Source organism: Pseudoalteromonas sp. SG41-1 (assembly GCF_014164575.1).
GTDB lineage: Bacteria > Pseudomonadota > Gammaproteobacteria > Enterobacterales > Alteromonadaceae > Pseudoalteromonas > Pseudoalteromonas rhizosphaerae.
Genome location: NZ_JACJFL010000001.1, coordinates 292429 through 306283 on the forward strand (window position 1 = coordinate 292429; position 13855 = coordinate 306283).

Annotated in this window: 14 protein-coding genes and 1 tRNA gene; 2 read left to right on the forward strand and 13 right to left on the reverse strand. The window is 40.7% G+C overall.

Annotated elements, in window-relative coordinates; all coding sequences use genetic code 11:
- Positions 1 to 113: 113 nt before the first annotated feature.
- The 11 genes from ybgF to H5203_RS01300 form a co-directional block, all read right to left on the reverse strand.
- Positions 114 to 857 (reverse strand): tol-pal system protein YbgF, encoded by a 744-nt coding sequence (ybgF, locus tag H5203_RS01250; protein WP_182730648.1) that lies wholly within the window; start codon positions 855 to 857, stop codon positions 114 to 116.
- Between the two features lie 12 nt (positions 858 to 869).
- Positions 870 to 1412, reverse strand: coding sequence for a peptidoglycan-associated lipoprotein Pal (gene pal / locus H5203_RS01255; RefSeq protein WP_145233097.1), 543 nt, complete (start codon positions 1410 to 1412; stop codon positions 870 to 872).
- A gap of 35 nt (positions 1413 to 1447) precedes the next feature.
- Positions 1448 to 2806: a Tol-Pal system beta propeller repeat protein TolB gene (gene tolB / locus H5203_RS01260; protein WP_145233096.1), complete on the reverse strand. Its 1359-nt coding sequence runs from the start codon at positions 2804 to 2806 to the stop codon at positions 1448 to 1450.
- 9 nt (positions 2807 to 2815) lie between these two features.
- The gene (tolA, locus tag H5203_RS01265) at positions 2816 to 3742 is read right to left on the reverse strand and encodes a cell envelope integrity protein TolA (RefSeq protein WP_145233095.1); all 927 of its coding nucleotides are present in this window, start codon (positions 3740 to 3742) and stop codon (positions 2816 to 2818) included.
- A 1-nt stretch (position 3743) separates the two neighbouring features.
- Positions 3744 to 4178 carry a protein TolR gene (gene tolR, locus H5203_RS01270; RefSeq protein ID WP_145233094.1) on the reverse strand — a complete coding sequence of 145 codons (435 nt, stop codon included), beginning with the start codon at positions 4176 to 4178 and terminating at the stop codon, positions 3744 to 3746.
- Positions 4165 to 4869: a protein TolQ gene (tolQ, locus tag H5203_RS01275; RefSeq protein ID WP_145233093.1), complete on the reverse strand. Its 705-nt coding sequence runs from the start codon at positions 4867 to 4869 to the stop codon at positions 4165 to 4167. Before tolQ ends, tolR begins: the two co-directional genes overlap by 14 nt.
- A 947-nt stretch (positions 4870 to 5816) precedes the next feature.
- Positions 5817 to 6824: a Holliday junction branch migration DNA helicase RuvB gene (gene ruvB, locus H5203_RS01280; RefSeq protein ID WP_145233092.1), complete on the reverse strand. Its 1008-nt coding sequence runs from the start codon at positions 6822 to 6824 to the stop codon at positions 5817 to 5819.
- A gap of 7 nt (positions 6825 to 6831) precedes the next feature.
- Positions 6832 to 7449 carry a Holliday junction branch migration protein RuvA gene (gene ruvA / locus H5203_RS01285; RefSeq protein WP_145233091.1) on the reverse strand — a complete coding sequence of 206 codons (618 nt, stop codon included), beginning with the start codon at positions 7447 to 7449 and terminating at the stop codon, positions 6832 to 6834.
- A 1-nt stretch (position 7450) separates the two neighbouring features.
- Complete coding sequence (gene ruvC, locus H5203_RS01290; RefSeq protein WP_145233090.1) at positions 7451 to 7975, reverse strand: crossover junction endodeoxyribonuclease RuvC; 525 nt, start codon at positions 7973 to 7975, stop codon at positions 7451 to 7453.
- Positions 7976 to 8096: 121 nt separating this feature from the next.
- The gene (locus H5203_RS01295; RefSeq protein WP_182819237.1) at positions 8097 to 10598 is read right to left on the reverse strand and encodes an ABC transporter permease; all 2502 of its coding nucleotides are present in this window, start codon (positions 10596 to 10598) and stop codon (positions 8097 to 8099) included.
- Positions 10588 to 11301, reverse strand: coding sequence for an ABC transporter ATP-binding protein (locus H5203_RS01300; protein ID WP_145233088.1), 714 nt, complete (start codon positions 11299 to 11301; stop codon positions 10588 to 10590). The genes H5203_RS01295 and H5203_RS01300 overlap by 11 nt, the downstream gene beginning before the upstream one ends.
- On the opposite strand from H5203_RS01300, the gene H5203_RS01305 reads away from it, so the two are divergent.
- Entirely contained in the window at positions 11302 to 11922 is a 621-nt protein-coding gene (locus tag H5203_RS01305) for an arylesterase (protein WP_145233087.1), read from the forward strand. It abuts the gene before it with no gap.
- 106 nt (positions 11923 to 12028) lie between these two features.
- Positions 12029 to 12105: transfer RNA gene (locus H5203_RS01310), tRNA-Pro, on the forward strand.
- Positions 12106 to 12156: 51 nt separating this feature from the next.
- Here H5203_RS01310 and H5203_RS01315 read toward each other — a convergent pair.
- Together H5203_RS01315 and greA are read right to left on the reverse strand one after the other, a co-directional pair.
- Positions 12157 to 13203, reverse strand: a complete 1047-nt coding sequence (locus H5203_RS01315; protein ID WP_182819238.1) for a S66 peptidase family protein — start codon at positions 13201 to 13203, stop codon at positions 12157 to 12159.
- Between the two features lie 128 nt (positions 13204 to 13331).
- Positions 13332 to 13808 carry a transcription elongation factor GreA gene (gene greA, locus H5203_RS01320; RefSeq protein WP_145233085.1) on the reverse strand — a complete coding sequence of 159 codons (477 nt, stop codon included), beginning with the start codon at positions 13806 to 13808 and terminating at the stop codon, positions 13332 to 13334.
- Positions 13809 to 13855: the final 47 nt, after the last annotated feature.

A 13855-nucleotide genomic window follows, 5' to 3' on the forward strand; every position in this document is an offset into this window, starting at 1 on the left:
AATACTTATTTAAAAAATGAGTGCAACAGAAAATGTCTCTTTTTTTAAGTTTTTATGTCTAGCTGACCAATTTTAGACCGCTTATGACAAAAAGCAGTCTAATCAAGCTGATTCTACATTTTTGAAAGGCGATCAGTGGCCAATTTTGCAGCAGTTGTACTTGGGTATTGGTTAAGCAGATCCTGAAAGGTTTTTGATGCTTGATCGGCTAAACCTTGCTCTTGCAATAAAGTTCCAAGCTTTAACATTGCATCTGGACGCTTATTTGAATTTGGAAATTCATTTACAACAACTTTAAAATGTTCCGATGCTTTTACTGCATCATTTTTAATTGTCAGCAATTGCCCTAACCAATAATGAGCGTTGGACGCATAAACAGAATTTGGATACGTTGTTAAAAACGTTTGAAACTCTGGAATTGCCTGATCGTAGCGCTTGTCCTTCATAATTAATGCCACTGCACGCTCGTAAGCCTCATTCTCAGACAGATCCGAACTAATAGCTTGCGATGCAACAGGCTCTGCATATTGCTCTGTACTGGGTTGCGAGTAAGCTTGGCTCACGCGATTTTCAATTTCTTGATACAGCTCACGTTGGCGTTGCAGTACTTTCTCAAGCTTATAGGTCTGTTCTTCGGTGATCCCGCGAACTTGACTCACTTCATCTTGCAGCATATTTAGCTGTTGCTGTAACTCAACTTGTAATAAATTTCTCGACTGCATCATACTTTCAAGGGCAGCAAGGCGTTTTTCTATACTCGATTGTGAACTCGCAGCTTCTGAAACAGGAGCGGGAGCAGCCCAAACTTGGGTGCTCCCGCTCAATATCATAGCTGCCAAAATAATTTTCGGCTTCATAATGTCTCTAATTTAGTAAACTAGTACCGCACGGCGGTTTTTAGCGAAAGCAGATTCAGTGCGTGATTTAACCATCGGCTTTTCTTCACCGTAGCTCACTACTGACATTTGGCTTGCAGAAACACCTAAACTTTGAAGGTATTTTTCAACTGCTTGACCACGATGCTCACCCAATGCGATATTGTACTCAGGTGTACCACGCTCATCTGCATGACCTTCAATTAGTACTTTAACTGATGGATTCTTTACTAAAAACTCAGCATGAGCTCGAAGTAATTCACCGTACTGACCTTGAATCGTCGCTTTATCAAAATCAAAGTAAATTACTTGCTTTTCACGTAATGCTTCGTATTTTTGAGTGAGTTCTTCTTGTGCTTTTTGATCAGGTGTTAATGTTGCCACTTCAACAGTGTCATTATTAGCTGTTTGCTCAACTGTCGCTTGATTTGATTGATTTGCTGCACCTTCGTCGATATCTGAAGATGAGCTACAAGCTGCTAGAGTCATAACAGGCACAGCAATTAGCAGGCCTTTAAGTATTTTATTAAGTTGCATTGAGTAGATTCCTATATTGAGTAAACCAGCAAATATTACTGTAAATAAGGCGACCACGCGGGTGCCTTTACTTGTCCATTTAGCACAGGTAAACGTGCTTTAAAACGACCGTCCATTGATACCAGCGCTAGTACCTGCTTATTATTATGTAGCGTGCTATAAATAATCATCGAGCCATTAGGTGCGATACTCGGTGATTCATCTAGACGCGTTCGAGTTAATACTTGAAACGCTCCAGTAGCCAGCTCTTTCTTAGCAAGATGGTACTGCCCGTTAGTACGGTTAACCATCACTAATTCTTTGCCATCAGGGGTAATAGAACCTGCTAGATTCATATCACCATCAAAGGTCATTCGTTGTGACCTACCTGTTTGTAAATTTAACTTATAAATCTGAGCATTACCACCCCTTTCCGAGGTAAACACGATATCTTGACCATTCGGATGCCAAGACGGTTCAGTATCTATACTACGGTGGCGAGTAAGGCGTGTTTCTTTACGTGTAGCTAAATCTAACATATACACTTCTGTGGCACCGTTTCTGTCTTTTGACAGTACTAATAATAGTTTTTTACCGTCAGGTGAAAACTGTGGCGCACCATTGATACCTTGATGGCTGGTAATGATTTCACGCTTACCAGTGTATAAATCTTGCATATAGATTTGGCTTTGACGATTTTCAAACGTCACATAAGCTAATTTAGTACCATCAGGTGACCATGCTGGGGACATTAACGGCTCTTGAGAGCGTAATAAAACTTGTTCATTAAACCCATCGTAATCAGCAACAACAAGCTGATAAGGTTTTGGTTCGTCATCACGCACAATGACATAAGCAATTTTTGTTAAAAAGGCACCGCGCTCACCGGTAAGTTTTTCATAAATAACATCACTAATACGATGAGCGTAGCGTCTAAACCCAGATTCGCTTATCACACTTTCGCGTGCTTCTTGAACATGATCTTGATTTTTAACTAATTTACCATTGCTCATCATTTGCGTTTCACCGCCGGTGATTTGGCCGCGGATAACATCAACAAGCTCATAACGTACCAAATAACGGCCATCTGTTTGCTGTTCAACTTCACCAACTAAAATTGCTTCAACACCCTTATTTACCCACGCACCATAATCTATATCTGCATTTTTGCTTGGCAGCTGTGGCATTTCGTCAACACTAATTGGTTTAAATTTACCACTGCGCATCAAATCGGCAGCAATAACATCACTGAGCTTTTGTGGAATTGGCCCAACACCTTTATATTTAAAAGGGATGATGGCTATAGGGCGTGCACTATCAACACCTTCTGTTATGACTATTTCAAGCGCAGCATTTGCAACACTGGTAAAGCCAAGAACTAAAATTAAACAAACTGTTTTCAACTGATTGAACATATAATTCCTTTAAAATTGTGGCTTGATCGTTAAGTTAATATTTTTTAATTGCTCAAACACGTCTTGATCTTTAGATACCGGCAGTGTTTCAGCCATACGAACCGCCCTTAGCGCCGCTTCGCATACTAACTTATCACCACCTAAAGATTTCACTTGTGTGACCAGACCATTAAAACCTAAGCGAATATTCACACGGCATTGTTGGTTTTTCATTTTTTCATCAATTAATAAATTTTGCTGAATACGCGCCATAATTAATGCTTTGTATTTATCAACCTCAGTGCCGACCTGTTGCTGACGCAATTTATTTCGCGCGGCTTGCTCTGTGGCTAACTGCTCTTGCAGCATTTGCTCTTGTAATGCTTTTTGACGCGCCTCTTCAGCAGCTTCTGCGCGTTTTTTAGCGGCTAACTCTTCACGTTTACGGTCGTCTTCGGCTTTTTTTAATGCCTCTTCTGCCTGTTTACGTTTCTCAGCTGCCGCTTTTGCAGCTAACTCAGACGCTTCTTTTTGCTTTTCAGCCTGCTGCGCTTTTTCACGTTCTTTTTGCTCTATTTCACGCGCTTTTTTAGCCTGTGCTTGCGCTTGTGCCGTTTCTTTCTCTTTTGCTCGGCGCTCTTGCTCTAGCTTCTTAATTCGACGATCTTCAGCTTCACGTTGTTTACGTGCATCAGATGCTCGGCGCTCTAAATCACGAATGCGTTTATCTTCAGCACGTTTTTTATCATCTTCTTTGCGTTTCAACTCAGCAATTTTTTGTTCAACCATTTTCTGGTCAACAGTCACTGCTGAAACAGCATTTTCAGCATCAGGCATAGCCTTGTTCAAGGTGACTTCCATTACTTTAGGCGGTGAAGTATGAAAACTCGCGGTTCCTACCAGAACGCCTATTATAGCGAGGTGCAATAACACTGATTTTAATACTGAAGCACCCATATTAGTTTTTATTCCCTTCAAACGACTCAGTCATTAATCCAACTGAAGGTACACCGGCATTTTTTAAGAAATCCATCAATAATAATACTTCTTGATACGATACTTTACCTGAGCCTTTGATCATCACTGGAGTTTCTGGGTTTTTCATCAGTTGCAACTTAATAACAGCGGCAACATCTAATGCTTCCATCGGTTCTTCTGGATCAGTACCAATACTGACATAGTACTTACCTTGTGCATCAATTGAAGCAATGATCGGTGGCGTATCTTTAGTATCGACTAAATCTGATTCTTCCATTTTTGGCAAATCAACTTTAACACCATGAGTGATCAAAGGCGCAGTAGCCATAAAAATAATCAGTAGCACCAGCATTACATCAATGTAAGGAACTACGTTTATCTCTGCAACAGGACGACGCTTCTTACGCTGATACATTCGCTTTTGCCTCTATTTGGGTAGCTGCTTGACGGTGTAAAATATTTGCAAACTCTTCCATAAAGTTAATGTAGTTAGATTCTAGCTTTTCAACTCTATTAGCAAAACGGTTGTATGCAATAACCGCAGGAATAGCTGCAAATAACCCCATAGCTGTTGCAATAAGCGCTTCAGCTATACCTGGGGCAACCATTTGCAAGGTTGCTTGCTTAACTTCGCCTAACGCGATAAAGGCATTCATAATGCCCCACACAGTCCCAAACAAACCAATGTAAGGACTGATAGACCCCACTGTTGCTAAAAACGATAAACTTGATTCTAATTTTTCGATTTCACGAGATAACGCAACTCGCATTGAACGATGCGTCCCTTCCATTACAATGCTAGCACTTTGAAAAGAGTTTTTCTTATGGCGAGCAAACTCTTTAAAGCCTGCTATAAATAATGCTTCAACGCCGGTTGAGCTACCGCTACGCGATGAGATCTCATTGTAGAGCTTACTTAAATCAATGCCTGACCAAAATTTTTGCTCAAATCGCTTAGTATTGGATAATGCATCTGAAATTGCTTTTTTGCGCTGAAAAATAATTGCCCATGACATCACTGACATACCTACTAATGCCAGCATAACTAATTGCACAAGAAAACTTGCTTCTAGAATTAAATCTAAAAAATTAAGCCCTGAACCCACATTAAACTCCTAATAAGATTTCTTGTATAAATAACATTTCATTATACGCTAGGTATATGACCGAAAAAATGGCCAAAAGTTGCAACTAGTGTATCGATTCAGCTCAGTACTGACAACGCTATTGCTGTGAATTAGCAACAAAAAACGTTGAAGAGCAGGCTGACATCATTTTTATAACCTTATTAGTCAATCTTAACGCAACTATTTTAGACTGGGCTGTTAAGGTAAATACATGCTGCGGTGCTTATTTATAAACAAAAACTGTGTAAAACACCCCGTTTATTCACTCTTAATGAATAAACAAGCATAACTGACTGTAAGCATGGTCAATGCAACAGTTTAACTAATCTATAAAAAAAACACTCAAAAAAATAAAACATCACAAATTCAACAAATTAATATATTACCGTGAACTTTATGAACAAAAATAAAGCGCTCATAAAAATCTTGCTATTAGTTTTTTTTATCTGAAAATTAAATTTTTCTAGTTTGAACAAAAACCAACTATTGCGTATTATTCTCCCATACCGAGCTAGCGCAGCAATGAATACTTCATTCAGCCCAGTTCTTTGCAATATGATTCTGATTTTTCGTATTGCTATGCTTAAAGTCTTCTTGATAAAACTTGATGAATTTAAGCAGTGTTACTTAGATTACTTCCTTCAACTTGTTGTTTGCCCGCATTTTATGCGGGCTTTTTTTTGCCTGCAAATCACGCACATCACTACCTCGCTATGGCGCATACAATATCGTTTACAAACTTAACAGCATGTGAATTGTATTAGCCCAAATAACTAAATAATCTAAACTTTAAGTAATATGCTAATCACGCGATTAACTTAAACACAGCAAAATAGACATTTGAATAGTGGCTAAAAGAACAGTATAGAAGATGTGTGAGGTGGGTTTGCAGCCATACGCACGCATACAGCTACAATAAATGTACTTTATTCTTGTTTGGGTAATAAGCCAAAGTGATGATAGGCGTTATCAGACACAATACGCCCTCTTGGCGTACGTTGGATAAATCCTTGCTGGATTAGGTAAGGCTCGATCACATCTTCAATGGTTTCTTTTTCTTCACCGATAGCGGCGGCTAAGTTGTCTAACCCTACCGGACCCCCCATAAACTTTTCAATGATCGCGAGTAAATATTTACGGTCCATATAATCAAAGCCGCTTTTATCGACATCAATCATATTAAGTGCCAGCTCTGCTACTTCGGCATTTACAGTACCGTCTGATTTAACTTGCGTGTAATCTCGTACCCGGCGTAATAATCGATTAGCGATACGTGGCGTACCACGAGAGCGTTTAGCAATTTCAATGGCACCTTCATCACACATGGCTAAATTTAAATAATGAGCAGAACGCCCCACTATAGTCGATAAATCTGCCACCGAATAAAACTCTAAACGCTGCACAATACCAAAACGGTCTCTAAGTGGTGAGGTTAACGAGCCTGCGCGAGTGGTTGCGCCAATTAAGGTAAAAGCGGGTAAATCGAGCTTAATGGAACGAGCTGCGGGCCCTTCACCAATCATTAAATCGAGTTGATAATCTTCCATTGCAGGATAGAGTATTTCTTCAACTTGCGGGCTTAGCCTATGTATTTCATCAATAAAAAGTACATCGCCTTCTTCTAAATTGGTCAGTAGTGCGGCTAAATCACCGGCTTTTTCAAGCACTGGGCCCGAGGTTGTTTTAATACTGACATTCAGCTCATTGGCAACAATGTTTGCTAGTGTGGTTTTTCCCAAACCCGGCGGACCAAATATTAATAAATGATCAAGCGCTTCACCCCGACTACGTGCAGCTTCTATAAATATTTCCATTTGCTGTTTAACATGGGGCTGACCAGTATAATCGGCTAATAGTTTTGGTCTAATCGCGCGATCGACTACATCTTCATTACTTTGTTCAGTCGCATCTATTAAACGATCCGCTTCAATCATGGTTTACTCACAACATTGATTTTAGAGATTCTTTGATCAGAACCTCTGTAGACATACCAGGCTTGGCCACTGATTTTACTGTTTTTTGTGCTTGCGCCAATTTATAACCTAATGACACTAACGCAGAGATTGCATCATCTGCCGCATTATTAGCAATAAGTGCGTCAGAGGCGGGCTCTATAACTGCATTATCACTAAATGGCGTGAATAAGTCATTACCCCAATCTTTTAATCGGTCTTTCATTTCAAGTACCAGGCGCTCTGCGGTTTTTTTACCTACACCTGGCAGTTTCACTAAACTGGTGGCATCTTCGTTATTCACACAGCTAACAAATTGCTTAGCCGACATCCCTGAAAGTATTGCTAATCCGAGCTTTGGCCCAACGCCATTGGCTTTTAATAGCTCTCTAAATAATGCTCGCTCAATTTTATTATTAAAGCCAAATAATAACTGGGCGTCTTCTCTTACTACAAAATGAGTATACACAATGGCATTTTCGCCAATGTTTGGTAAATCATAAAAACACGTCATCGGCATGTTAACTTCGTAACCAACACCGCTTACTTCAAGCAAAATTTCTGGCGGTTGTTTTTCTACTAAGATGCCATTTAAGCGACCTATCATGTTATTTCCTTAATCGTCCTCTAACGGTTTTACTGGCACTGCCCGCTAGTTTTATTAAATTTTGATCGGAATGAGCATGGCATATCGCAATGGCTAATGCATCGGCTGCATCCGCTTGCGGTGTGCCTGGTAATTTTAAAATATTTTTAACCATATGCTGCACTTGCGATTTATCGGCACCACCGTGCCCTACCACCGCTTGTTTAATTTGCCGCGCCGAGTATTCAAACACCGGTAACTCAGCCATTGCCGCACCAACAATTGCAGCACCTCTGGCTTGGCCTAATTTAAGAGCTGAATCAGGATTATGCGCCATAAATACTTTTTCAATGGCAAAATGATCGGGAGAGAATTGTTCGATTAGTTGACTGATCCCCTGATAAATCATTTTTAATCGAATAGGAAACTCGTGATCGGCCAGTTTTATACAACCGCTTCCTAAATAAGTAAATTTAGCACCTTGATGGGCAATCACCCCATAACCGGTTAATCGTGAGCCAGGATCAATCCCTAAAATAATAGCCAATACTTGCCCAATCAGTGTAAATAGTTAAGTACGCTAATAATGCCAGAGCACTGTATAAATTACCAGTGCATTATTGGCATAAAAAAGCCCGTAAAAACGGGCTTGTTTAATTGCTAACCTTTTAGGCTAAAGAGCGCAGTAACCCTTGGGTATTTTTACGCATGGTTCTAGCTATCATAAAGTAGCCCAGTGACGCCACAAACACACCACCCACTAATGGTCCAATAAGCCAAATATGCGGGTGTAACTTACCAGCTAAATCAAACATCTCACGTTGCACTATTAATAAAGCCACATCACTGACCAGCGCAGCGACAAAACCAGCAGCGCTGCCCAACAATAAAAACTCATATAAAGTGGCATTTTTTATTAGCCGCCCTTTGGCGCCTAAGGTACGCAATATGACAATTTCCTGCATCCGTTCACCAAGGCTTGCTTGCACTTGCGAAATTAAAACCAAGCCACCACACATCACCACTATCGCCAGTACAAATCCAATTGCTAATGACACTTGCGAAATAGTAGAGCGTATTTGTTTGACAAAGCTGTCAACGTCGATGGCGTTGATTGTCGGGTAGGCACGTAGTAGCTCACTAAAATCGCGTTTTTGATCGGCTTCGATACGCACCGATGAAATATACGTCGCAGGAAAATCAGCCAATACATCAGGGCTTAATATAATAAAGAAATTAGGCTTCAAAGTAGCCCAATTAACTTTACGAACACTGGTGATTTTGGCATCAAATGACTGGGCGCCAATCAAAAATGTTAGCGTATCACCCAGTTTCACATCTAAACGCTCTAGCATAGATTCTTCGATCGATGCTTCAGCGGTTGCATTGTCGGCAAACCACTGCCCGTCTATGATCTCATTTTGCACAGGGACTTGCTCTAACCATGTAAGATTTAGTTCACGGCCAATACCTGCGCGTGCTTCTTCGTCTTTCTTCTCGTTGTCTTGCAATGAGACTTCGCGAGCAACTAATTCACCATTAACAGCGTTTACGCGACCACGAATAGTCGGATAGAACTCAGATACTTGAATATTTTTTTGCTCTAAAAAGCTTGTTACGTCTGGCAATTCAGTTTCGGTTATATTGACTAAAAAAGCATTCGGCGCGTCGCTTGGAAGTTGCGATTGCCAATCTGCGATCATATCGTTTTTCAGCACCACTAAAAATAACAATAGCTTTATTGCCAACGAAAAACTGATCAACTGTACCGCATTAGCATTGGCACGTTTTTGCAACGAAGCAATCGCTAATGACCAACTATTCCCCGGGCGCAATCCTAGTTTACGTCCGCTGCCAAAAATTAACCGAGATAATACAAACAGTATCGCAATCAAAACTAAAGTAGAGACAAACAAAATAGCGGTAATTTTAAGGTTATTACTAAACAACCACATTAATAAAAAGACTGTTAAGCCCGACATCGCTAAATGCACTTTACTTACTAGTAGCTTATCGCCTAAGTTACGGCGTAATACCCTAAGCGGTGGAATATCAAATAAATCTAATAACGGCTTGATTGAAAACATCACGGCACAGATAACGCCAGTACTAATCGCCACAAACCACGGTTTTATACCCGCTGCAGGAAGAGTATTGTTCATTGATTTAGCTAAATAACTAGTGGCTATCTCTTGTAAACCATAGCCAATGGCTAAGCCAAGTATGACCGACAAAGCACACACCAGTGATAAATGCAGTAAGTAAATTTTGCGAATTGTCGATCGGCTACCACCTAAGGTTTTCATCATCGCAACTGGGTCATATTGGCGTTCGCAATAACGCTTTGCAGACACGGCAATAGCCACCGCCGCTAAAATAATGCCCAATAACCCCGCTAATAATAAAAAGCTTTCAGCGCGGTTTAAGCTATTTGCAATCGGCGACTGTCTGTCTTTAACACCATACCATTGCTGGTTTTCTTTCATTTGTGGTTTTAGCCAGCTATAAAAGTCAATAAGGTTACTCTCATCCCCTGCATACAACTGGCGGTAAAAAACACGGCTGCCCGGCTGGATCACTTCAGTTTTGTCTACATCTTGGTTATTTAACAACACACGACGACTACTTGAAAAAATATTAAATGGCGCATCTGGCTCTTCCACCAATACTTTTTCAATATTAAATTGCGCAGCGCCTAGCTCAACCGTATCACCTACTTTTACATTTAGTGCATAAAATACCGATTCACTAAACCACACATTACCAACAGTTGGCCCTTGCGTGGCCACTTCAACATCACCGGTTAAACTGCTTTTAACTTTTAGTTCGCCCTTAAGTGGATAATGCTCCGACACCGCCTTTACTGAGCTTAATTGCATTTCGTCATTAGCAAACAACATAGTATCAAAGTAAGTGAGCTGTGCGGTTTGTAAGTTGTATTCGCTTGCTGTTGTTAAATATTCACCCGGTAATTCATGGTTGCTTGCCAGCACGCGATCAGCGGCAATAAAGGCACTGCTTTTTTGCGCTATGCTTTGCCCTATGCGATCAGTCACCATAGAAAGCGTTAAAACCGTCAATACCGCCAACGCTATGGCCGCACAAATCACCGTGAGTTCACCACGGCGAAATTCACGGCTAAATAATTTTAATGCTAATTTAACCCACATTCGCCACAGCCTCATTGGTATTTTTAACTAATTGACCCGCTTCAATTTGTAACACATGCTGACACTTTGCTGCTAACGCCTCATCATGTGTGACTAAAATCAACGTCGTGCCATGAAGCTGATTAAGCTCGAATAACAGTGACTCAATTAACTTACCATTTTTGCTATCAAGATTTGCTGATGGCTCATCGGCGAATAAAATCTTTGGTGTGCCAATAAATGCGCGAGCAATCGCTACACGCTGCTGCTCACCACCAGACAATTGCGACGGATAATGCTCAATACGATGACTTAAACCTACTTTTTCCAGAAGATCGAGTGCTTGTTGCTTGGCATTTTTTTCACCAGCAAGCTCTGCCGGTAACATCACATTCTCAAGTGCTGTTAAACTCTGTACCAACATAAATGATTGAAATACAAAACCGACTTTTGCAGCTCTTAATGCCGCACGCGCTTCTTCATCAAGTTCATGCAGCGGCTCACCATCTAAATAAATTGATCCCTGAGTCGATTGGTCAAGCCCTGCGAGCAAACTTAATAAAGTTGATTTACCTGAACCTGAGGTACCAACTACAGCAACTGAGTCTCCAGACTTGACATTAAAGGTGATGTCACTGAGGATGGGCAAATCCCCTTCAAGGGTATTAACCGTTTTAGAAAGACCTTTAACCTGAATGATATTTAATTGAGATAGCGCTGACATATGATGTATTCAATCCTACGTTTTATTTTCGTTTTACTATTAGTAATCAAACCACTTAGTGCGGCAGCTGACAACACAATTTTAATTTTAGGTGATAGTTTAAGCGCCGCCTACGGCTTAAAACAAGAGCAAGGCTGGGTTAAACTGTTACAAGATAAGTACGACAACGAGCAAGCACCAATCCAACTTATCAATGCCAGTATCAGTGGCGAAACCACCGGTGGCGCACTGCGTCGTTTAGACGCCCTACTTAATGAGTTTCAACCGAGCCATGTACTTATAGAGCTTGGTGGTAACGACGGCCTGCGTGGCTTTCCAATTAAACGCCTAAAAGAAAACCTAGCCAGTTTAGTGAGCAAGAGCAAACAAGCTGATGCCAAAGTAGCGATTATGGAAGTACACATCCCGCCTAACTATGGGCCACGTTATACCGGATTATTTACCGCTAGTTTTGCTGAGGTTGCTGGTGCCACAAACAGCCATTTAATGCCATTTTTTATCTTGAATGTCGCTGCTGATAATAGCCTGATGCAAAACGACAACATACACCCTAACAAAACTGCTCAACCTATACTACGAGATGTGATGTATAAATCGATCAATGACTGGATAAATAACTAAACATCCTCATAAAATGATTTATTTCACTCAGTACGTGCAATAAATGTTCAAACAAACAAAAGCTTATTGATTTTTGAAAAAATATACGTACTATTGCTTGCAACGTCGGTATGTAGCGCAGCTTGGTAGCGCACTGTCATGGGGTGGCAGGGGTCGAGAGTTCGAATCTCTCCATACCGACCATTTAACTGCCAAACCCTATAAAAATCAATCTCCGCTCAGGTTTTAAATAAATCATCCAAAATACGTTGTTATTTGCGCTTTACACATCACTGTATTTTCAAGCTTCGCGAGCATTCTTACTCTTGCACCATTAACTAAACATAAATTGGGTGCGATATGTCCGATATCAGCATCGATGATCACTGGGAATAAACATTCGCCGAGCGCTAGCGTAAGTGCTTGGTAGTAATCTATAGTTTGCTCAGGGGCGCTGATCACCCCACTTCTTCCGATAATCAACCCATTAATATCGCTAAAAACATTATTCAATTTAAGTGCTATTAAAAACCGTGCTAATGCACTGGGGTGAAGTTCAGCATTTTCTAAATATAAAACCAGTCCATGCGATGCATATTGCTTTTTAAATTCATCCAAGGCTAAAAATGGTGACGCAAGTAATAAACCGAGCGTATCTAAACACCCGCCAAATAACCGCCCAGATAGTTCCACTTCGCGATTATCTTTGACATTTAAGCAGCGCCATTGGCTCGGTTGCGTGAGTGAAAATAGTGCGTCGGGTGTCTGGGCATAATTAATCGCATCACTTTGATAAAATTGTGCCGGTGTTTGTGTAAACTCACCGCCTGCGGCTAATTCAAGCGTTTTAAATACTTGTAAGCAGTGAGTATCTTCCTCGCTTGGGTGCAATTGCATTAGGTTAGTACAATGTAATGTGGTCCATCCACATTTGGCCGTTAAAGTACAAGCGAGTGTACTAATGTCAGAAAATCCAACGAGCCATTTAGGCCGCGCTTTTTTAATTGCATTAAAATCCAGATATGGCAGTACTTCCATGGCAAGCTCACCACCCCACGGCGGCATAATTGCGGCAATGCTGTCATCAAGTAAGAACGCCATTAGCTCATCAGCGCGTTGTTTTGCTGGGCTACTTTGTTGTCTTAAGCATTTACCCTCGACTACTAGGTAGCCACGGCGTGTTAAGCCAGAAAGTACGCGTTCCAGGCGTGGGTGAAAGATACTCTCAACACCGGATGAAAATGCGCAAATGGCAATTTTATCGCCGTTTTTTAATGCGTCAGGAAAAGTAATTGCTGTCATCAACATCTGCAAATTATCAATACGTTAGCTTAACGTACCCAATTTATTAAGAAATGTCGAGATTGTTTATGGCATAAAAAAACCGATGCAAGCATCGGTTTTTAAAAACGTGAAAATGAGTAAAGTAATTAAATGTACTCAACCTCAATGATTTCGTATTCCACGTCGCCTTTCGGGGTTTTAATGATCACAGCATCATCTGCTTGTTTACCAATTAAACCACGGGCAATCGGTGAATTAACCGAAATACGGTTATCTTTAATACTTGCTTCATCATCACCAACAATTTGGTATTTAACTTCAGCATCAGTCTCAACATTAACGATTGTTACTGTGGTACCAAAAATAACTTTACCCGTATTTGGTAGTTTAGTCACATCAATGATTTGTACATTTGAAAGCTTAGCTTCAATTTCTTGAATACGGCCTTCGCAAAAACCCTGTTGCTCACGCGCTGCGTGATATTCAGCGTTTTCTTTTAAGTCACCATGTTCACGTGCAACTGCAATATCAGATACAATTTTTGGACGGGTAACTGTTTTTAATTCGTTAAGTTCTTTGCGCATTAAATCTGCGCCACGAACTGTCATCGGAATTGTTTGCATACTTTTCTCACTTAATCCCAAGGCCGATAAACGGCCTTGGCACATTT

What these genes read in the sequence shown, in the direction of transcription:
- pal (WP_145233097.1), bottom strand. Translation starts at nt 1,412, where the DNA reads ATGCAACTTAATAAAATACTTAAAGGCCTGCTAATTGCTGTGCCTGTT.
- ruvA (WP_145233091.1), bottom strand. Translation starts at nt 7,449, where the DNA reads ATGATAGGTCGCTTAAATGGCATCTTAGTAGAAAAACAACCGCCAGAA.
- ybgF (WP_182730648.1), bottom strand. Translation starts at nt 857, where the DNA reads ATGAAGCCGAAAATTATTTTGGCAGCTATGATATTGAGCGGGAGCACC.
- H5203_RS01315 (WP_182819238.1), bottom strand. Translation starts at nt 13,203, where the DNA reads ATGACAGCAATTACTTTTCCTGACGCATTAAAAAACGGCGATAAAATT.
- tolA (WP_145233095.1), bottom strand. Translation starts at nt 3,742, where the DNA reads ATGGGTGCTTCAGTATTAAAATCAGTGTTATTGCACCTCGCTATAATA.
- H5203_RS01300 (WP_145233088.1), bottom strand. Translation starts at nt 11,301, where the DNA reads ATGTCAGCGCTATCTCAATTAAATATCATTCAGGTTAAAGGTCTTTCT.
- H5203_RS01305 (WP_145233087.1), top strand. Translation starts at nt 11,302, where the DNA reads ATGATGTATTCAATCCTACGTTTTATTTTCGTTTTACTATTAGTAATC.
- ruvB (WP_145233092.1), bottom strand. Translation starts at nt 6,824, where the DNA reads ATGATTGAAGCGGATCGTTTAATAGATGCGACTGAACAAAGTAATGAA.
- greA (WP_145233085.1), bottom strand. Translation starts at nt 13,808, where the DNA reads ATGCAAACAATTCCGATGACAGTTCGTGGCGCAGATTTAATGCGCAAA.
- H5203_RS01295 (WP_182819237.1), bottom strand. Translation starts at nt 10,598, where the DNA reads ATGTGGGTTAAATTAGCATTAAAATTATTTAGCCGTGAATTTCGCCGT.
- tolB (WP_145233096.1), bottom strand. Translation starts at nt 2,806, where the DNA reads ATGTTCAATCAGTTGAAAACAGTTTGTTTAATTTTAGTTCTTGGCTTT.
- tolR (WP_145233094.1), bottom strand. Translation starts at nt 4,178, where the DNA reads ATGTATCAGCGTAAGAAGCGTCGTCCTGTTGCAGAGATAAACGTAGTT.